This is a genomic window from Microbacterium sp. BH-3-3-3 (genome assembly GCF_007679045.1).
Taxonomy (GTDB): domain Bacteria; phylum Actinomycetota; class Actinomycetes; order Actinomycetales; family Microbacteriaceae; genus Microbacterium; species Microbacterium algihabitans.
In genome coordinates this window covers 253,714-272,410 of sequence record NZ_VEFS01000002.1, presented here as the reverse complement: position 1 = coordinate 272,410, position 18,697 = coordinate 253,714, and the positions used below count along the sequence as shown (strand labels likewise).

Below are 18,697 nucleotides of genomic sequence, written 5' to 3'. Positions count from 1 at the left end.
CCGCGTCCCTCGCGCAGACGAACGAACCCGGCCCCCGCTTCTGCGGGAGGCCGGGTTCGTCATTTCAAGACCCGGGGCGTCAGAGAGCCGCGAGGGCCTGATCCACGTCGGCGACCAGGTCGTCGACCGACTCGATGCCGACCGACAGGCGCACGATCGTCTCGGGCACCGCGAGCTCCGTGCCGCGGACGGAGGCGTGGGTCATGGCATCCGGATAATTCACGAGCGACTCCACACCTCCCAGCGACTCGGCGAGGGTGAACAGGCGGGTCGACTCCGCGAAGCGGCGGGCCGCCGCACCGTCGGCCAGCTCGAGCGACACGATGCCGCCGAACCCGCTCATCTGCCGCGCGGCCAGCTCATGACCGGGGTGCGAGGGCAGGCCCGGGTAGTACACCTTCGCGACGCGGTCATGGGCGAGCAGGTGCTCGGCCACCGCCTGCGCGTTGGAGCTGTGCCGCTGCATGCGCACGGCGAGGGTCTTGATGCCGCGCGTGGTCAGGTAGGCGTCGAACGGTCCCGACACCGCACCCGCGGCGAACTGCAGGAACTTCACCTTCTCGGCGAGGTCGGCGTCGGCGAACGCCAGCGCGCCGCCCACGACGTCGCTGTGGCCGCCCAGGTACTTCGTCGCCGAGTGCACGACGACGTCGGCGCCGAGCGACAGCGGCCGCTGCAGAGCCGGCGAGGCGAAGGTGTTGTCCACCACGACGAGGGCGCCCGCGGCGTGGCCGAGGGCGGCGAGGCCGGCGATGTCGGTGATGCGCAGCATGGGGTTGCTCGGCGTCTCGACCCAGACCATGCGCGGCGCGCGCTCTTCGATGGCGGACGCCACGGCATCCAGATCGCTCATGTCGACCACGCGCAGCTTCACGCCCCACGGACCGAGCACCCGCGCCAGCAGGCGATAGGTGCCGCCGTACACGTCGTTGCCGAGCAGCACCTCGTCGCCGGGCACGAGGGCGGCGCGCAGCAGCGCGTCTTCGCCGGCGAGGCCGGACGCGAACGAGAGGGCGCGCGCACCGCCCTCGAGGGCGGCGATCTGCGTCTCGAGAGCCGTTCGGGTCGGGTTGCCGCTGCGGCCGTACTCGTACCCGCCGCGCAGGCCCCCGATGCCGTCCTGGGCGTAGGTCGTCGAGACGTGGATCGGCGGGATGACCGCGCCGGTGGCCTCATCGGGCGCTTGGCCTGCGTGGACGGCGAGGCTGTCGAAACCGCGGGCGGCGTCGTGGGTGCTCATGCGGAGTGCTCCTGGGTGGGGGTGGGAAGGACGGATGCCGCGGCGGACACGTCGTAGCCGCGCGCGGTCATCCAGTCGTCGTCGAAGATCTTGCTGAGGTAGCCGCGGCCGTGATCGGGCAGGACCACGACGACCACGGCATCCGCCGGCAGCTCCCGCGCGACGCGCAGCGCACCGACGACGGCCATGCCGCTGGAGCCGCCGACGAGCAGCCCCTCCTCGCGAGCGAGACGGCGGGTCATCGCGAACGACTCCGCGTCGGAGACGCGCTCGTAGCCGTCGACGAGGGTCGGGTCGAACGCCGCCGGCCAGAAGTCCTCGCCGACGCCCTCGACGTCGTAGCCGTGGATGTCGTCGCCCGAGTAGATCGAGCCCTCGGGGTCGACCCCGACGATGCGCACCGCCGAGCCGGCGACCTCGCGCAGGTATCGGCCGGTGCCGGTGATCGTGCCGCCCGTGCCGACGCCGGCGATGAAATGCGTGAGCCGGCCCTCGGTGTCGCGCCAGATCTCGGGACCGGTGGTCTCGTAGTGGCTGCGCGGTCCGTTCGGGTTGGCGTACTGGTTGGGTTTGAAGGCCCCGGGGATCTCGCGCACCAGGCGGTCGGAGACGCTGTAGTACGAGTTCGGGTCGTGGGGCTCGACGTTCGTGGGGGTCACCACGACCTCCGCGCCGTAGGCCCGCAGCACCGCGCGCTTGTCTTCGGCGACCTTGTCGGGCACAACGAAGACGCACCGGTACCCGCGCTGCTGCGCGATCAGGGCGAGACCGACGCCGGTGTTACCGCTGGTGGGCTCGACGATCACGCCGCCCGGCTGCAGCAGGCCGTCGCGCTCCGCGGCATCGACGATGTTCGCGGCGATGCGGTCTTTGGCGGAGCCGCCGGGGTTGAAGTACTCGATCTTCGCGAGCACCGTGGCGGCGATGCCGTCGGTGACGCGAGAGAGGCGGACGAGGGGGGTGTTGCCGACGAGGTCGGCGACGCTCTGGGCGTAACGCACGGTGGAGTCCTGTGGGATCGGTGCGCCGGAACGGCGCGGCTGACGGGGTCGTCGAAAGAGAACGCGAGAGCGTTCAGCGACAACAGCGACAGGTCAGCACGCGGTCAGCATACCCGAGCCGGCGGTTCATGACACGGCGCCGAGAAACTCGTCGAAACTCTGCGCCGGCCGCCCCGTCACCGTCGCGACGTCGGACGACACCGCCGCGAGGTCTCCGCTCGCGATCGCGGTGTAGGTGCTGACCCACGCGTCGACCTGCCAGCGCGGGGCGCCGTAGCCCGCGCGCGAGGCATAGGCCTCGTCGACGGTCTCGTCGTGGAAGCGCACGGGATTGCCGCGGACGGCCGAGATCTTCTCGGCCACCTCGGCCAGGGTCAGCGCCTCGGGCCCGGTGAGGTCGTAGGCGGTGTCGGCGTGGGCGGCCGGGTCGAGGAGCACCGACACCGCGGTCGCGGCGACGTCGGAGCGCGAGACGAGCGAGCAGCGTCCCTCGCCGGCGGGGCCGCGGATCACGCCGTCGTCGCCGGCGAAGAGCTCCATCATGTCCATGTAGAAGTTGTCGCGCAGGAACGTCCACGACATGCCCGACGCCCGGATGATCTCCTCCGTGGCGGCGTGGTCGCGCCCGAGCGTGAACACCGCGTCGGGCGCCGCCGCGAGGAACGAGGTGTAGACGATCGAGCGCACCCCTGCTGAGGCCGCGGCCTCGACGAACGTGCGGTGGTGCTCTACGCGGTCGGCCGTCTCCGACGCCGACACCATGAGGAGCGTCTCGACCCCCTCGAGGGCCGCGCGCGCGGCATCCGCATCGGAGTAACGGGCGACGCGCACCTCGGCGTCGGGCAGGTCGGGAGCGCGCGTCGCGTCGCGCACGATCAGACGCTGACGGATGCCGCGGGCGGCGAGGTCGCGCGCGACCCGCCCTCCGACGGAGCCGGTGGAACCGGTGACGGCGATGACGGGCGGCGTGGACATGCGGCCTCCGGGGACGAGGGGACGGTGATCCCAGCGTAAGCCGCCGCGCCCCGGTCGGGCCCGGATCCGGTCAGGAGGCGGGAGCGACCAGTCGCGACACGCGCACGCGCACCGACGCGGGCACGTCGTCTCCCCCGGCGGCGCGAGCCGCGGCAGCCACCGACGCCGCGACCTCCGCCGCGTCGTCGTCGAGCGACACCCCGATGCAGACGGTGATGGCCCGAACCCCACCGGCCTCGTCGACCGCGGCGAGCGACCCCTCGACGTCGGTGACGTGCTCGAAGGCTCGAGCAACGACGGGGCGCGCCGAATAGCACTCGCGCACGCCCTGCACCGCCGTCACCGCCAGGTCGATGCGCGGAGCGAGTTCCGCTGCGTTGATGCCCGTCATCACTCTTCCCCCTCGTCGATGTGCACGTCGCCCACGGTGACGTCCACCCGTCCGACCCGCAGGTCGCCCTGCCTGTCGATGGCCGAACGGATGCCGTCGCGCATCTCGTCGACGGCGTCGGTCATCGCGCGACCGAACCGCACGCTCACCGTGACGGTGACATCCAGCGGAGCATCGGGCTCGGGCTGGTCGAGGCGCACGCGTCCGACCAGCACTCCCTCGATGCGGTCGCCGACCGTGCGGATGAGCTCGTAGAGCGCACCCTCCGTCACGACCAGTTCGGTTCCGTCGTCGGTGCGCGCCAGGGGGATGTCGCGGCCGGCTCGGAATTCGCGCATGACCTCGCGCATGATGCTGTCGTACCAGGACTCGGCGATCGGTTCGCTCGCCTGTTCGTCGACGATCTCGCGCGACAGTCGTCCCATGCGCTCCATCGACGCCAGGATCGCCTGGCACTCGGCATTGCGCTCGATCGCGGGGATGCGGGGGGTGCGTCCGCGGTCGAGATACGCGGAGAGGTCTTCGAGGGAGTAGCCCGACCCCCCGATGTCGTCGTCGTGCTCGCTCATCCGGGTCACCTCCACTCCTGCATTCGTTCCAACACGGTCTTGCGGGCCCGAGCCAGTCGACCGCGCACGGTCGCCGCGGATTCTCCGACCTCGACGGCGATCTCGTCGTAGCTGTGGCCGCCGACCTCGCGCAGCACCCACACCACGCGGAGGTCTTCGGGAAGCTCGGCCAGCACCCTCTTCAACGCATCCATCTGCGACGACGTCACGACCGAGCGCTCCGGATCGTCGCGGCCGGACACCATCTCCTCTTCGATCTCCTCCGAGATCTTCCGGGAGCGCAGACGATCGGTCGCTTTGCGCGACACGATCGTCGTGAGCCAGCTTCGCACCTTCTCGGGTTCGGTGAGATCGGGCAGACGCCGCCACGCCGTGATCAGGGCCTCCTGCACGCAGTCGTCGGCGTCGGCGCGCGAGCCGGTCAAGCGCGTGGCGAAAGCCACCAGAAAAGGAGCGTGCCTTCGCACCAGCACGCCGAAGGCGAGGTGGTCGCCATCGGCCGCGCGCGATGCGAGGAACGCATCGGTGGCGGAGGACAGAGAGGGCATTGCGGTTCCTGTCGGTGCGGTTTCGGGATCGGGCCGTGGGCATAGCGAAACACCCCGAGCCGAAAGGGGTGCGACATCTTGACGAACGCGTCGCCGCGTGGCAGGGGCGCCGGGGCCGCCCGTCAACCCGCGGGTCGATGTCGAAGGGCGCCGCTATCGTCGTCGCCACCCCAACATCCCCGGAGGACTCCCATGCGCATCGCCCTCACCGGTTCATCCGGCAAGCTCGGCACCGTCGTCGCCCGCGAACTGCGCGCGGCCGGTCACGACGTCATCGGCCTCGACGTCCGCGGCGAGCGCGGCCCCGGCTTCGTCCAGGTCGAGCTCACCGACTACGGCCAGGTGATCGACGCCCTCGCCGGCGTGAACGACCAGCACGACGGTTTCGACGCGCTCGTGCACCTCGGGGCGATCCCGGCCCCCGGCATCCGCTCCGACGTCGCGACCTTCCACAACAACATGACGAGCACCTTCAACGTGTTCTGGGCGGCCGTGCGACTCGGCATCCGCAAGGTCGTCTACGCCTCGAGCGAGACGGTGCTCGGTCTGCCCTTCGATGTCCCGCCGCCCTACATCCCCGTCGACGAGGAGTATCCGCCGCGCCCCGAGTCGGTGTACTCGCTGGTCAAGACGCTCGAAGAGCGCATGGCGGTCGAGCTGGTGCGCTGGCACCCCGATCTCTCGATCACGGCGCTGCGCTTCTCGAACGTCATGGTGCCCGAGGACTACGCCGAATTCCCGTTCGACGACGACGCCCGCACGCGCAAGTGGAACCTGTGGGGCTACATCGACGCCCGCGACGGCGCCCAGGCGATCGAGCGTGCGCTCGAGACCGCGCCGGTCGGGTTCGACACGTTCATCATCGCGGCGGCCGACACCGTCATGACCCGGTCGAACGCCGACCTCGTGGCCGAGGTGTTCCCCGCCGTCGAGACGCGCGGCGACCTCGACGACACCCGCACGCTGCTGTCGATCGACAAGGCCCGCCGACTGCTCGGCTATGACCCGCAGCACTCGTGGCGGGACGAACGATGAGCGAGAACGCCTCCGACGAACCCGTCATCCCGCTGCCCACCGCCCAAGAGAAGGAAGTCAGTTTCCTCGCGCGCAGCGGAGCGGTGGTGACCCTCCGCCTCATCGACACGGGCCGGTTCGAGCTCAAGCTCGACACCCGCGGCGACTACACCGCCGAGCTGCGCTACGACGGAGAGACCTTCGAGGTGAGTCCCGCACCGGGCGTGCACGCACTGGGTGGAAAGGGCCTCACCGCGACCGAGCTGTACGAGGGGTTCTGACGACGTTCTCTGACGAGGATTCCGGCCACGGGCGCAAGCCCGAGCGCCCCGTCGCCCCCGAGCGATTGACTGGGGTCCTCGACCCGCCCGGAGGATCACCGTGAACCACGACGCCGACACCTACGACATCGCCGTGATCGGGGCCGGGCCCGCGGGCACCGCCGCGGCCCTGCGCGCCGCCGAGCTCGGCGCCTCGGTGGTGGTGCTCGAGGCCGGACGCGTCGGCGGCACGTGCGTCAACACCGGCTGCGTCCCGACGCGCGTGCTCGCCAAGGCCGCGCGCCTGATGCGCGAGACGCGCTCCGCCGACGACTACGGCATCGTCGTGAACGAACCGCGCATCGATTGGGCCGCCGTCGTGAATCGCGTCCACGAGCGGGTGGATGCCGTGCGCTCCATCAAGCGCGAGGCCGAGCGTTTCGCCGCAGCCGGCGTCGACCTGGTGCACGAGGGTCGCGCGCGCTTCGCGGACGATCACACCCTGGTCCTCGACAGCGGACGCCGGATCCGCGCGGAGTCGATCCTGGTGTGCGTCGGCGGTCACTCGCGGCGTCTGCCGATCCCGGGCGCCGATCTGGCGACCGTCCCCGAAGACGTGCTCTCGCTCACCGCACTCCCCCGCCGCGTCGCCGTCATCGGCGCCGGCAACACCGGAGCGCAGCTGGTGACGGTGTTCCGTTCGTTCGGGTCGGAGGTCACCCTGCTCGACGTCGCGCCGCGTGTGCTCATGGCATCCGACGCCCGCATCTCCGAGGTCATCGCGTCGTCGTTCCGCGCGAACGGTGTCGACGTGCACACCGGCATCGACACGGTCGAAAGCCTCGAGCAGTCCTCCGACGGAGCCGTCACGCTCGCATGGAGGGCGGGCGGTGGCACCCGCACGACCGAGGTCGACGTGGTGATCATGGCCACCGGCTGGCCCGCCGATGTCGACGACCTCGGTCTCGAGAACGCCGGGGTCGAGGTCGTGCGCTCGGCGATCCCCGTCGACCGGTACTTCCGCACGATGGTCCCGCACATCCTCGCCGTCGGCGACGCCAACGGACGCGACATGCTCGTGCAGGCCGCGCAGTTCGAGGGCGAGGCGGCGGCCGAGAACGCGGTGCTCGGGGCTAACAGGCGAACGCCGCACCACCTGCTCCCCGCGGGTGGATTCACCGACCCCGACTACGCGGGCGTGGGCCTCACCGAAGAGCAGGCGCGCGACCGCGACCCCTCGTGCGTGGTCGCGACCGTGCGCTTCGCCGACCTCGACCGGGCCGTGATCGACGACCGCGAGAACGGCTTCCTCATGCTCATCGCCGACCGCCGCCGCGAGCTCGTGCTCGGCGCCCACGCGGTGGGCGAGAACGCGGTCGAGGTCATCCAGTCGGTGACCACGGCGATGGCCGCGGGGATCGACGTGGCGACCCTTGCGGGGGTGCGCTTCGCGTATCCGACCTACAGCGCGGTCATCGGCAACGCGGCGCGTGCGCTGCTGCGCGCGGACTCCCCCGCCCTGCTGGAGTGACACACTGACATCGTGAGCTTCGCCGATTCCGCCACGACCTCGGGCGCCCCCGCGCGCCGCGGGCGGCCCGGATACGACCGCGAGGGCCTGCTGGCCGTCGCCGTGCAGTTGTTCAACGAGCAGGGCTACGACGCCACGAGCGTGGCCGACCTCGCCAAGCGTCTCGGACTGACCAAGTCGGCGCTATACCACCACTTCTCCTCGAAGGAGGAGCTGCTCGCGGTCGCGCTCGAGGCGGCCCTGGGCGGCCTCGAAGCCGTGCTCGACGAGCCCGGCGCGCGCGAGGGTGCGGCATCCGACCGCCTGCGTCACGTGCTCACCGGCGCGACCGACGTGCTGGTGGCGCAGCTGCCCGCCGTCACGCTTCTGCTGCGGGTGCGCGGCAACAGCGCCGTGGAGCAGGCCGCGCTCGAGCGGCGGCGCGTCTTCGATCACCGCGTCACCGGACTCGTCGCCGAAGCCCAGGCCGAGGGCAGCGTGCGCGACGACGTCGACGCCGCCGTCGCCGCCCGCCTGCTGTTCGGCATGATCAACTCGGTCGTCGAGTGGTACCGCCCCGGGGGCAGCGTCGACGGCGACCGCCTCGGGGCCGACATCGTGCGCATCGCCCTCGACGGCCTGCGCACCGCCTGACCCGGCGCCCTCGCCTCGCGCGTGCTCCCACGACACCACGAAGGGGCCCCGCGCCGTGCGCAGGGGCCCCTCCTCGGCATCCGGGATCACGCCCGCAGATCGACGCCCTTCGGCTCCGTGATGAGCGAGACGGCGCCGAGCGAGATGAGCGCGGCGATCGCGATGTACACGCCGATCGTCCACGAGGCGCCGGTCGAGCGCAGCAGGGCCTCGGCGATCATCGGGGCGAAGGCTCCGCCCATGATCGCGCCGAGCGCGTAGCCGATCGAGACGCCCGAGTACCGCACGTTCGCGGGGAACATCTCGGCGTACAGCGCGGCCTGCGGTCCGTACGACAGGCCGAGGCCGAGCGTCATCACGAACAGCGCCACGAAGTACCAGACGATGTTCGCGGTGTCGATGAGGAACCACATCGGCACGGCCCACACGGCCAGCAGCAGGTAGCCGAGCTGGAAGGTGCGCACGCGTCCGAGACGGTCCGAGAGTCGGCCGCCCCACAGGGTGAAGCCGAGCCAGCCGAAGGATGCCAGGGTCGTGGCCAGCAGCACGGTGGGGCGATCCATGCCCAACGCCGTGACGGAGTACGTCGCGAAGAACGCGATGAGCAGGTAGCCCGCGGCGTTGTTGCCGATGAAGACGAACGCCGTCAGGGCGACCTGGCGCCAGTTCTTGCGGAACAGCTGACCGAGAGGGGCCGACGACTCCTTGCGGCGGCGCACGAGGTCTTCGAATACGGGGCTCTCCTCCACCGCGCGGCGGATGACGTATCCGACGACGATGAGCACGATCGAGAAGAGGAACGGCACGCGCCAGCCCCACGCGAGGAAGGCCTCGGCCGACATCGACGAGGTGAGGATCCACAGCGTCGCGGTGGCGAGGATCATGCCGACCGGCACCCCGATCTGCGGGTACGCGCCGAAGTAGCCGCGGCGGTTGACCGGGGCGTGCTCGACCGAGAGCAGGGCCGCACCGCCCCACTCGCCACCGGCCGAGAAGCCCTGCAGCACGCGCAGGAGAATGAGCAGGATGGGGGCGGCCACGCCGATCGCGGCGTAGGTCGGGAGCACGCCGATGAGGGCCGTCGAGACGCCCATCATGATGAGCGTGAGTACGAGCATCTTCTTGCGGCCGAGGCGGTCGCCGAGCCATCCGGCCACGACGGCACCGAGCGGGCGGAAGAGGAACGAGATGCCGATCGTCGCGAACGACAGCACCTGGGCGATGGCCGGATCGGTCTGGGCGAGAGGGGCGAGGAACAGCGGCGCGAGCACGAGCCCCGCCGCCTGGGCGTAGATGAAGAAGTCGTACCACTCGATCGAGGTGCCCACGAGGGTGCCGGCGAGCACGCGCCGTTCCTCTCGCGAGATACCTGCGGTGGCACGGGTGGATGCCGGGGCGTGGGTGGTGGCCATGAGAACTCCGTCGTTCTGTGGGCAGGGCGGTGGATCTCGATCGGATCTGTTACCGACCGAGCGTTCAGTAATAGTGTCAGAGCCGGACGCGCTCGACAAGAGCGCACGAGTCGGCTGCGCACGAGCGTGGCGGAAGGAGCAGTCATGCCGGTGTGGAGCATCGTCCCCGGAGCCCTCGACGAGCGTCTCGGCATCACCGTCACCGAGCAGTCGGCCGACCGGGTCGCGGCCTCGATGCCGGTGGAGGGCAACACGCAGTCGCTCGGGCGCCTGCACGGCGGGGCGACCGCCGCCCTCGCCGAGGCAGTCGGCTCGTGGGCGGCCATGATCCACGCGTCGGGCTACGACAAGGTCTGCGTCGGGGTCGACCTCAACATCACGCACCACCGCGGGGCAGGTGACGGGCGGATCCACGCCGTCGCCACGGCGGCGCACCGAGGTCGACGTCTCGCGACGTACGACGTCCACGTCACCGACGACGACGGCAGGCCGATCGCGACGGCCCGCATCACGAACCTGCTCGTCGACCCGGACGCGAAGCCCTAGCCGGACGGCGCAGTCGACGCCGGGCAAGGCATCGCGACTCTGACATCCTGGAACGCATGACGGGTATCCGAGGGGTTGCGCCACCCCCATGCGGCGCAACCCCTCGCCCGTCGTCGTCAGACCCGAACATCGGACGACGGGCATGCGGGTGCCCTCTCGAAGCCGGAGACGGCACCCACCCCCACCAGTGCTGTGTCACCCCCGCCGCATTCCTTACACCGGGGTCGAAAAGTTTTTTCCGCGGCTCCGCCGTAAGGTTCACCGCCCTGGCGACACAGCCCGGGTACGAGCACGAGGAAAGACGGCGGTGACGGACGACGCGGGCTTCGTGGCGCTCTTCCGTGAGCACTACAACGCGGTCAGACGGTTCATCGAGCGACGCGTGTCGGATCGCGAGGCCGCCGACGACCTCACGATGGAGTGCTTCGAGATCGCGTGGCGCAAGCGGGATCCGCGAGAGCCGTTCGGATTGCCGTGGCTGTACCGCACGGCACGCAACCTCATCGCGAACGAGTACCGACGACGAGACAGGGAGGGGGCACTGTGGACGCACATCGAAGACCAGGTGCGCACTCTCTCGAGCTCGTCGGAGGGCGAGATGATCGGACGTCTGGTCGACGCGATCCGCGAGCTCTCCGAACGCGAGCGGGAGATCCTCTGGCTCACGTACTGGGAGGAGCTCTCGGCGGCCGAGGTGGGGATCGTCGTCGGCGCCAGCGCGGGGACCGTCTGGACCCGGTTGAACCGCGTGCGGGCGAAACTCCGGCCCTTGCTCGAGGGGACCACCGTCTCGGCGGAGGAGGTGTTCGATGACCGACGATGATCTGACCCGCGCCCTGCAGCGCCTCGATCCGGCGCGCACCCCCCTCGACGCCCCGATCCCGCTCGACGCCGAACGTCGAGCCCGTGCCTTCGCCGCATCCGCGCAGAACACGCGCCGCCGACCGGCCTTCGTGACGTGGGGCTCCGCCGCCGCGGTCGTCGTCCTCGTGCTGGCGATCGTGACCGGAGTCCTGTGGATGCCGAGTTCGCCGGCATCCGCCCTCACTCCCCAACCTCTGGCGTTCACCGTGATCTCCGACGACGCCTCGCAGGTGATCGCGCAGGCGCGGCAACGCCTGACCGACGGCACCGGACCCGCCGAGCCCGAGCGCCGCTCGCTCTCTCTCGGCTGGTACTTCAGCGGGTCGCCCGACGAGGCCGAAGCGACGGTGTTCCGCCGCGAGTGGGTCGACGTCCGGTGGAACGCCGACCTGTCCGGTTCGGTCGTGACGACCGCCGCCGAGGCGACGAACGCGGCGGGAGACACGGTCCCGGCCGGAGAACCGACGCCGGGCACCGTCGTGGGCGACCTGACGTTCGTGCAGAACCAGTTCGCGCCCCTCTCCCCCACCCCACCCGAGCCGACGGTCGACGCGATGCGGGCACTGGTGCTCACCTCGACGGGCGCCGGCGATCAGTTGACGGCGGGCGATGCGATGCTCGGGGCACGCGCCCTGCTCGGCGAGTGGACGCTCACCGGTCCGCAGCAGGCAGCCCTGCTCGAGGTCGTCGGCCAGGCCCCCGGACTCCGCGTGGTCGGAACGGCCTTCGACCGCCTCGGCCGCCCGGTCGTCGGTCTCGCCGCGGTGCCGTCGGGGCTGACCACGTCGGAGTCGACTCTGTTGCTCTCGGCCGACACGGGGCGCATCGTCGGGTTCGAATCCGCGCTCCTCGCCGACAGCGACACCCTGAAGCTCCCCGCGGGATCCATCACCGATTACACCCTCTGGGATGTCCTCGACAGGAAGGCGGACACCGAATGACCAGCACCGACCAGCTGCACCCCGACATCGCCGCGGCCCTCCGCGAGATCCCGGGCGGCGTCGTCATCGACTCCCATCACGCCGAATGGCCCGAGCTGGGCATGACCATGGACGTCCCCTCCGGCACCGAGCGCGCGGTCGGAAGCTGCGCCGACGGCAACGTCTGCGCCTTCAGCGGATCGAGCCTCTCGGGCACGCGCGTGTCGTTCTCGACGTGCGGCACCTACTCCCCCGGCATCACCGTGCGCTCGATCGCCGACGCGCGATCCTCCGGTTACGTCCAGGCGCGTTCGTCGTCGGGCGCGGTGCTGGCCACGGCGATCGCGACCTCGTGGGCGAACGTCTCGGGCACCGTCGCGACGCTGAACTGCGTGCCCTGAGCGCAGCTCACCGCCAGGGGCGCTCCGACCGCCGGCGCCAGTAGTCGTCGGGATCGGTCGCGAGCTCGTCCGGGGCCGCGACGGGGCCCGCCTGCACCCCGCGGCGCAGGTGCGCGGCCGTCGTCGCTCCGCTGAGCACGATGTCGGCCCAGGGCTGCGCTCGTGCGGCGCCGAGGGCGAACACGTCGGGCGAGAGTCCGGATGCCAGGCGGTCGAGGCGGCTGCCCGACTCGGCGTGCGCGAGCTCGCCGTTGGCGAGAGCCTCTTTCACCACCACTGTCCAGCCGTCGCCGTGGGCCGTCTGCAGGGCCGGCGCGACCGAGGTCTCGAGCAGGTTCCACGTCGACTGCACCACCGAGAAGGGGTGCTCATCGACCGCGAGGGCGGCGTGGATCACCTCGCCCTGATGCGGCCCGCTCGTCGACAGGCCGACGCGGACGCCGCGGTCGCGCAGGGCGCGCAGCCGGTCGAGCAGGACGGCATCCGACAGCGCGGGACTGTCGGGGGTCACCGAGTGGATGAGGGAGAAGTCCGGAGCCGAGCCCAGCGCCGCCAGCGTCTCGGGCCACTGCCGGTCGAACATGGCGACCGAGTGCTCTTTGCGCTCGTGCACCGCGGCATCCATCCGCCATTCACCGACGTAGGCGTAGCCCCACTTCGAACCGATCGTCAGCGCGGCGCGACGCTCCGGATGCCGTGCGAGCCACGACCCGAGGAACTCCTCCGCGCGCCCGTACGAGCGGGCCGCGTCGACGTAGCGGATGCCGAGAGCCCACGCCTCGTCGAGCAGCGCGTGCGCACGGTCGCGCAACGCCTCGATCGAGCGCGAGGCCGGATCGCCGAGATCCTCGTCGCGGGCCGTGGTGATGTAGGCGGGGCGGCCGACGGCGGCGAGGCCGAGACCGAGGCGGGCGACGTGCATGCTCCGACGCTAGCGGCGGGGAACACGACACGACAGCGCGCGGTTGCACCCGCCATGACCTTGCGCGACCCGTACGCCGACGACCGGCAGCCGATCTGCCCGGCGTGCGGGGTGACGATGCATCCGCTGCTCGACGAGCAGGTCACCGCCGACGAGTGCCGCGAGTGCGGCTTCCAGGTCGACTGGGCGGCACCGGATGCCGCGCGGCCCGACGACGATCGCGGCTACCGCGACCGCTGGGCCGACGAGAGCTGAGGCCCCGACCCCCGCGGCGTCAGCGTCCCGACGCCGGCACCACCAGGTCGAACTCGGCGTCGAGCGCCGCGATCTCCGCTTCGGCCGCGGCGACCGTACGGGCGCGCTCCGCGGCGGGAAGCCACGACGCCTCGAACGAGGAGACGGCCATGCGGCGCACCTGGTCGGCGGTGGCTCCGATCTGCTCCGAGACGATGCGGTACTCGGATGCCAACGTGGTGGGGAACATGCCGGGGTCGTCGGAGCACGGGATGACGTTGAGGCCCGCGTCGAGCATCGCTGAGATCGAGGCGCGTCGCCACGGACGCCACGACCGGCGCGAGGTGGTGGAGGCGACGGTGAAGGCGACCTGCTGATCGCGTAGCCGCGCGACGACCTCGTCGTCTTCGAGCACGTAGTAGCCGTGGTCGATGCGGTCGCAGCCGAGCTCGTCGAGACACGTGATCGTGTTGACGGCGGTGGGGGCGTGCTCCGACGAGTGGGCCGTGCGGCCGAGGCCCGCCTCGCCCGCGAGCCGGTACGCGTCGACGAAGCGCTCGGGGGGACCTGCGGTCTCGAGGTTGTCGAGGCCGATGCCGGCGACGTAGGGGTGCGGGTTGTCGACGACGCGGCGCACGACCTCGAGGGCTTCGTCGCCGCTACGGCTGCGGTCGATGCCCTGGATCATGAGCCCCGTCATACCGAAGTCGCGCTCGGCACGGCGGATTCCCTCGGCGTAGGCCTCGACCGCGCCCGAGTAGCCGAGCGAGGCGAGATGCGGCGGGAGCGCGTCGAAGAAGAGCTCGAGGTGACGGGTACCGCTGAGGCGGTGGGCGTCTTCGAAGGCCTCGTAGACGATGCGGGTCAGATCGTCGGCGTCGCGCAGCACCTCGACCACCCAGTTCGACACCTGGAACAGCGAGTACGACACGGCGGGCTCATCGGCGCCGCGCTCCTGAGGCACCGGGATGCGGGTGTGCCGGTACAGGGCGGGATCCGGCGGCAGCGAGTTGATGTCGGCGAAGATGCGCTCGGGGTCGGCCGGCAGGGCGAGCGACTCCCGTCGCGCCAGCTCGGCGAACGTCGCGGGGCGCACCGTGCCGATGAGGTGGCAGTGCAGATCGGCCTTGGGCAGGCGGTGGAGGTACGCGGCGGGCAGGGGCTGTGCGGACATGGTGGAGCCGTTCGTGCGTGGTGGAGCGGAGGGGACCCGGCCACCGAGCGGGGGGATCTCGGTGGCCGGGCGGGCGGTCGCCCGGCGTGGGGCACGGACGACCGGTCGGGGGGTCAGCGCGAGGTGACCTCACGGGCGAAACGTTCGACCCACTGACCGCGGTTGGGGAGGATCTCCGCCGGGTCGAGCGTCGAGTAGCCGGCGGCGACCGGGTCGGCGGCGATGTCGCCGACGACGGCGGTGATCTCGGCGGGGATCTCGGCGTCGAGGGCGACGGGCAGGTCGCCGACGATCTTGGCCGACTGGCTCTGGGCCTCGGTGGAGAGCAGGTAGTCGACGAAGGCGTAGGCGCCCTCGACGTTCGGCGCACCCGCGGGGATCATGGCGCGGTTGGTCGCCATGTAGCGACCCTCGGTCGGCGCCGTCCACGCGACCGGCTCACCCGAGGCGATCAGCGTGGTCGCGAACCCGCTCAGCGCGTCGGCGGCGACGATCTCGCCCTGCGTGAGCAGGTTGGTCACCTCGGTCGACGACGAGTAGAACTGCAGGATGCCGGGGGCCCAGCCGCCGATGGTCGAGTAGGCCGTGTCGATGTCGAACGGGCCGCTGCCGAACGCGTCGGCGACGCCCGAGACGGCGAGCTGACCGGCGGTGACCGAGATGTCGGGAAACGCCAGGCGACCGCTGAGGGCGGGGTCGGCGTAGAGCGACCAGTCGGCGGCCTGCGCCGCGGTGACCTCGCCGGTGTTGTAGATGGTGCCGTTCAGCTGGTAGCTGTACGCGGGGCCGTCGAAGCCCTCCTCGACGGCGAAGTCGGCGATGTTCGCCAGGTTGGGCACGTTCGACTCGTCGAACGACTGGAACAGGTCTTTCTCCTGTCCGGATGCCGCGAAGGTGTCGGAGATCAGCATCACGTCGATGCCGGGATCCCCAGCGGCCAGCTGCAGCTGCGACAGACGGTCGGCGTTGCTGCCGGTCTCGACCTCGACCTTGATCCCGGTCTTCTCAGTGAAGGGGTCGATGACGGCCTTCTGGAACTCCTCGACGCCGAACGGGAAGGTGCTGACGACGATGGTGTCGCTCGCCGCGGCATCGCCGCCGCCGGAGGAGCCGGAGCATCCCGTGGCGATGAGCGCGGTGGCGACGAAGACGGACGAGGCCGCGAGGATGCGGCGGGGGGTGCGGTTCATGCGGTGTCCTCTCGAACGGCGGGCGGGGCCGGCCGACGTGTGCGGTGGGGCGGGGCGGGTGGAGCAGGCAGGGGAAGCGCGCGGGTCAGGCCGCGAGCCGGATGAGTCGCGCGGCGGGTGCCGACACGGTGACGCTCTGGCCCGGGCGGGCCGTGACGTCTTCGTCGCGGACGTCGGCGACGAGGCGGACCGTCTCTCCGGCGCGGTCGACGGTCTCGACGGTGACGAGGCGGTCGACGCCGCGGTACGCCACGTCGGTGACGACGCCGTCGATCGAGAGTCCGGATGCCGCCGACGCACCGAGTGTCAGGTGCTCGGGCCTCACGGTGGTGAGCGACCCGTCGGCATCCGTCACGAAGTTCTCGTAGCCCAGGAACTCGGCGACGAACCGGTTGGCCGGAGCGCCGAACACCTCGGAGGGAGCACCCTCCTGCATGATGCGGCCGGCGCGCATGAGCACCATGCGGTCGGACATCTCGAGGGCTTCGTCCTGATCGTGGGTGACGAGCACGACGGTGAGGCCGGTCTCGGCCTGGATGCGACGGATCTCGGCGCGCATCTGCACGCGCAGGCGGGCGTCGAGGTTCGACAGGGGCTCATCGAGCAGCAGCAGGGTCGGGCGGATGGCGATCGCGCGGGCGAGGGCGACACGCTGCTGCTGCCCGCCCGAGAGCTTCTTGGGCCGGCTCGCGGCGAGGTGCCCGAGCCCCACGAGGTCGAGGGCCTCGGCGACCCGGCGTTTGCGTTCGGTCGGGGCGACCTTGCGCAGCTTCAGGCCGTAGCCGACGTTCTCGGCCACGCTCATGTGCGGGAACAGCGCGTACGACTGGAACACCATGCCGAGGCCGCGCTTCTCGGGAGGCAGGCGCGTGGCATCCGTTCCCGCGATCATGATGCGCCCGGAGGTGGGCTGCGTGTAGCCGGCGAGCATGCGCAGCGACGTGGTCTTGCCGCACCCGCTCGGGCCGAGCAGCGTCGTGAGCTTGCCCATGGGGATGGCGAGGTCGATGTCGTCGACGGCGGTGAAGTCGCCGAAGCGCTGGGTGACCCCGACGAATTCTGCTGCAGTGGTCATCGGTTGATCCCTCCGAAGATGCGGGCGAAGCCGACCGTGCGTTCGGCGATGACGGCCACGACGACCGTGCCCGCGAGGATGATGGTGCTGGTCGCCGCGACCATGGGGTCGTAGCTCTGCTGCACGTAGTCGAGCATCGTGACCGGGAGCGTGCGGAAGTCGCGGCTCTGGAGCAGCAGCGACAGCGGCACGTTGTTGAACGAGGTGACGAAGCTCAGCAGCCCGGCGGAGAAGATGCCGGGGCGCAGCAGCGGCAGGGTCACGGTGAAGAAGGTGCGCACCGGCGAGGCGCCGAGGCCGCGGGCGGCTTCTTCGACACCGGGGTCGGCGAGCGCGAGCGAGGCACCCGTCACGCGCACCGCGTACGGGAGCATCAGCACCGTGTGACCGATCAGCAGCACGGGGAAGTTGTCGAGACGCAGACCGATGATCAGCTGCTGGTAGAGCGCCAGGCCGACGACCAGCTCGGGCACGATCAGCGGCGACAGGAACAACCCCTCGACGATGCCCTTGCCGGGAAGACGGCCGCGATGGATCGCCAGGGTCACCGGCACGCCGATCACCAGTGCGAGCAGCGTTGCGAGCAGGGCGAGCTCGAGGCTCGACACCAGGGCCGACAGGAACGGGTCGTACGAGAAGGCGGCTTCGAACCAGCGCAGCGAGAAACCCTCGGGCGGGAACTTCAGCGAGCGACCGGCGGTGAACGCGGTGGCGACCACGAAGAGGATCGGAACGATCATCACGATGTAGCCGGCGACGGCGAGCGAGGCCGCGACGGGACGCGAGGTCTTCACGAGGTGGCCCCCCGTCGTCCGACGACGGCCGACAGCCCCGACACCGCGAAGACCAGGACGGTCATGATGATCGCGGTCGCGCTGGCGGCGGCCCAGTCGATGCTGACGCTCGAGTACGAGTAGAGCTGCGTCGACAGCATGCGCTGGCTCGACCCGCCCAGAAGGTACGGCGTCGTGTAGGCGGTGACGCTCCCGGCGAAGACCAGAGTCGCCGCCACCACCATGCCGGGAGCCGACAGCGGCACGACGATTCCCCAGAAGGTGCGGGTGCGACCGGCGCCGAGTCCGCGGGCGGCGTCGTCGAGGCCCGGGTCGACCTGGGCGACGGCGGAGTAGCACGAGATCACCGCGAGCGGGAGGAAGAGCTGCGTGAGGCCGAGCACGATCGCCAGCTCCGTGTAGAGCAGCTGGGGCGCCTTCTCGACGAGCCCGAGCCCGACGAGCAGTTGTCCGACCGCGCCGTTCGAGCCCAGCAGCACGAGCCAACCGAAGGTGCGCACGACGTTGCTGAGCAGCAGCGGGAAGATCGCGAGGGCGAGCAGCACGCCCGCCCAGCGGGAGGTCGAGCGGGCCAGCAGGTACGCGATCGGGAAGCCGAGCACGATGCAGACGATCGTGACGATGAGCCCGAGGCCGACGGTGCGTCCGATGATCGCGAGGTCGTAGGGGTCGGTCAGCATGCGGCCGAGGCGCTCGAAGATGTCGAGCGCGCTGACTCCGGGAGGTGCGAAGAGCATCGCCACCGAGGGGACGAGGAACCCCACCAGCAGCAGCGCCAGCCCCGGCAGGGCGAGCAGTCCGGTACGGCGTGACAGCACGGGCGGACTCCGTTCGTGAGGGGGTTTGCAACCGGTTGCGCAACCGGTTGTTACCACCGTAGGGCGCTCGTGAGCCGAAATGCGACCCCTCGTGTAAACAGCGTGTAAAACGCCGTCCCGCCGCCAACGCAACCGGTTGTCACGGCTCAGTAGGATGATCGGACTGTGCGCGAGGCTCGCGTCAG

Annotated in this window: 22 protein-coding genes; 9 read left to right on the top strand and 13 right to left on the bottom strand. The window is 70.9% G+C overall.

The genetic code is table 11. From position 1 onward, the window contains the following. Positions 1 to 79 precede the first annotated feature (79 nt). From FS769_RS09100 to FS769_RS09075, 6 genes are all read right to left on the bottom strand, one after another. Positions 80 to 1,240, bottom strand: coding sequence for a cystathionine gamma-synthase (locus tag FS769_RS09100; RefSeq protein WP_144832693.1), 1,161 nt, complete (start codon positions 1,238 to 1,240; stop codon positions 80 to 82). Next, on the bottom strand, positions 1,237 to 2,241 hold the full coding sequence (locus FS769_RS09095; protein ID WP_144832691.1) for a pyridoxal-phosphate dependent enzyme: 1,005 nt from the start codon (positions 2,239 to 2,241) through the stop codon (positions 1,237 to 1,239). The genes FS769_RS09100 and FS769_RS09095 overlap by 4 nt, the downstream gene beginning before the upstream one ends. Positions 2,242 to 2,367: 126 nt before the next feature. Then, on the bottom strand, positions 2,368 to 3,216 hold the full coding sequence (locus tag FS769_RS09090; protein ID WP_144832689.1) for an SDR family oxidoreductase: 849 nt from the start codon (positions 3,214 to 3,216) through the stop codon (positions 2,368 to 2,370). A gap of 70 nt (positions 3,217 to 3,286) precedes the next feature. Further along, entirely contained in the window at positions 3,287 to 3,607 is a 321-nt protein-coding gene (locus FS769_RS09085; protein ID WP_144832687.1) for a hypothetical protein, read from the bottom strand. Further along, entirely contained in the window at positions 3,607 to 4,176 is a 570-nt protein-coding gene (locus FS769_RS09080; protein ID WP_144832685.1) for an Asp23/Gls24 family envelope stress response protein, read from the bottom strand. Before FS769_RS09080 ends, FS769_RS09085 begins: the two co-directional genes overlap by 1 nt. A gap of 5 nt (positions 4,177 to 4,181) precedes the next feature. Next, positions 4,182 to 4,724 carry an RNA polymerase sigma factor gene (locus tag FS769_RS09075; RefSeq protein ID WP_144832682.1) on the bottom strand — a complete coding sequence of 181 codons (543 nt, stop codon included), beginning with the start codon at positions 4,722 to 4,724 and terminating at the stop codon, positions 4,182 to 4,184. Between the two features lie 192 nt (positions 4,725 to 4,916). Here FS769_RS09075 and FS769_RS09070 point away from each other — a divergent pair, with 192 nt between their 5' ends. From FS769_RS09070 to FS769_RS09055, 4 genes are all read left to right on the top strand, one after another. After that, positions 4,917 to 5,759, top strand: coding sequence for an NAD(P)-dependent oxidoreductase (locus FS769_RS09070; protein ID WP_144832679.1), 843 nt, complete (start codon positions 4,917 to 4,919; stop codon positions 5,757 to 5,759). Further along, complete coding sequence (locus FS769_RS09065; protein WP_144832676.1) at positions 5,756 to 6,019, top strand: hypothetical protein; 264 nt, start codon at positions 5,756 to 5,758, stop codon at positions 6,017 to 6,019. The genes FS769_RS09070 and FS769_RS09065 overlap by 4 nt, the downstream gene beginning before the upstream one ends. A 100-nt stretch (positions 6,020 to 6,119) precedes the next feature. Beyond that, entirely contained in the window at positions 6,120 to 7,529 is a 1,410-nt protein-coding gene (locus tag FS769_RS09060) for an NAD(P)/FAD-dependent oxidoreductase (protein WP_260979727.1), read from the top strand. Between the two features lie 12 nt (positions 7,530 to 7,541). Beyond that, entirely contained in the window at positions 7,542 to 8,162 is a 621-nt protein-coding gene (locus FS769_RS09055; protein ID WP_144832670.1) for a TetR/AcrR family transcriptional regulator, read from the top strand. An 86-nt stretch (positions 8,163 to 8,248) separates the two neighbouring features. Here the strand turns inward: FS769_RS09055 and FS769_RS09050 are convergent, their stop codons facing one another. Further along, entirely contained in the window at positions 8,249 to 9,574 is a 1,326-nt protein-coding gene (locus FS769_RS09050) for an MFS transporter (RefSeq protein WP_144832667.1), read from the bottom strand. A gap of 144 nt (positions 9,575 to 9,718) precedes the next feature. On the opposite strand from FS769_RS09050, the gene FS769_RS09045 reads away from it, so the two are divergent. From FS769_RS09045 to FS769_RS09030, 4 genes are all read left to right on the top strand, one after another. Continuing rightward, positions 9,719 to 10,120 (top strand): PaaI family thioesterase, encoded by a 402-nt coding sequence (locus FS769_RS09045; protein WP_144832664.1) that lies wholly within the window; start codon positions 9,719 to 9,721, stop codon positions 10,118 to 10,120. Positions 10,121 to 10,427: 307 nt separating this feature from the next. After that, positions 10,428 to 10,943, top strand: coding sequence for an RNA polymerase sigma factor (locus FS769_RS09040; protein WP_186325491.1), 516 nt, complete (start codon positions 10,428 to 10,430; stop codon positions 10,941 to 10,943). Then, positions 10,930 to 11,925, top strand: coding sequence for a hypothetical protein (locus FS769_RS09035; protein WP_144832657.1), 996 nt, complete (start codon positions 10,930 to 10,932; stop codon positions 11,923 to 11,925). Before FS769_RS09040 ends, FS769_RS09035 begins: the two co-directional genes overlap by 14 nt. Then, a complete protein-coding gene (locus tag FS769_RS09030) occupies positions 11,922 to 12,305 on the top strand; it encodes a hypothetical protein (RefSeq protein ID WP_144832654.1) in 384 nt (127 codons plus the stop codon). The genes FS769_RS09035 and FS769_RS09030 overlap by 4 nt, the downstream gene beginning before the upstream one ends. A 7-nt stretch (positions 12,306 to 12,312) precedes the next feature. Here the strand turns inward: FS769_RS09030 and FS769_RS09025 are convergent, their stop codons facing one another. Further along, on the bottom strand, positions 12,313 to 13,227 hold the full coding sequence (locus tag FS769_RS09025) for an aldo/keto reductase (protein WP_144832651.1): 915 nt from the start codon (positions 13,225 to 13,227) through the stop codon (positions 12,313 to 12,315). Between the two features lie 54 nt (positions 13,228 to 13,281). Between FS769_RS09025 and FS769_RS09020 the strand changes: the two genes are divergently transcribed. Further along, positions 13,282 to 13,482, top strand: coding sequence for a zf-TFIIB domain-containing protein (locus tag FS769_RS09020; RefSeq protein WP_144832648.1), 201 nt, complete (start codon positions 13,282 to 13,284; stop codon positions 13,480 to 13,482). 19 nt (positions 13,483 to 13,501) lie between these two features. Here the strand turns inward: FS769_RS09020 and FS769_RS09015 are convergent, their stop codons facing one another. The 5 genes from FS769_RS09015 to FS769_RS08995 form a co-directional block, all read right to left on the bottom strand. Further along, positions 13,502 to 14,635: a hypothetical protein gene (locus FS769_RS09015; RefSeq protein WP_260979726.1), complete on the bottom strand. Its 1,134-nt coding sequence runs from the start codon at positions 14,633 to 14,635 to the stop codon at positions 13,502 to 13,504. A 113-nt stretch (positions 14,636 to 14,748) separates the two neighbouring features. Next, a complete protein-coding gene (locus FS769_RS09010) occupies positions 14,749 to 15,825 on the bottom strand; it encodes a PotD/PotF family extracellular solute-binding protein (protein ID WP_144832645.1) in 1,077 nt (358 codons plus the stop codon). A gap of 85 nt (positions 15,826 to 15,910) precedes the next feature. Then, positions 15,911 to 16,900 (bottom strand): ABC transporter ATP-binding protein, encoded by a 990-nt coding sequence (locus FS769_RS09005; protein WP_144832642.1) that lies wholly within the window; start codon positions 16,898 to 16,900, stop codon positions 15,911 to 15,913. Next, positions 16,897 to 17,694 carry an ABC transporter permease gene (locus FS769_RS09000; RefSeq protein ID WP_144832639.1) on the bottom strand — a complete coding sequence of 266 codons (798 nt, stop codon included), beginning with the start codon at positions 17,692 to 17,694 and terminating at the stop codon, positions 16,897 to 16,899. Before FS769_RS09000 ends, FS769_RS09005 begins: the two co-directional genes overlap by 4 nt. After that, the gene (locus FS769_RS08995; protein WP_144832636.1) at positions 17,691 to 18,512 is read right to left on the bottom strand and encodes an ABC transporter permease; all 822 of its coding nucleotides are present in this window, start codon (positions 18,510 to 18,512) and stop codon (positions 17,691 to 17,693) included. The genes FS769_RS09000 and FS769_RS08995 overlap by 4 nt, the downstream gene beginning before the upstream one ends. Between the last annotated feature and the right edge of the window lie 185 nt (positions 18,513 to 18,697).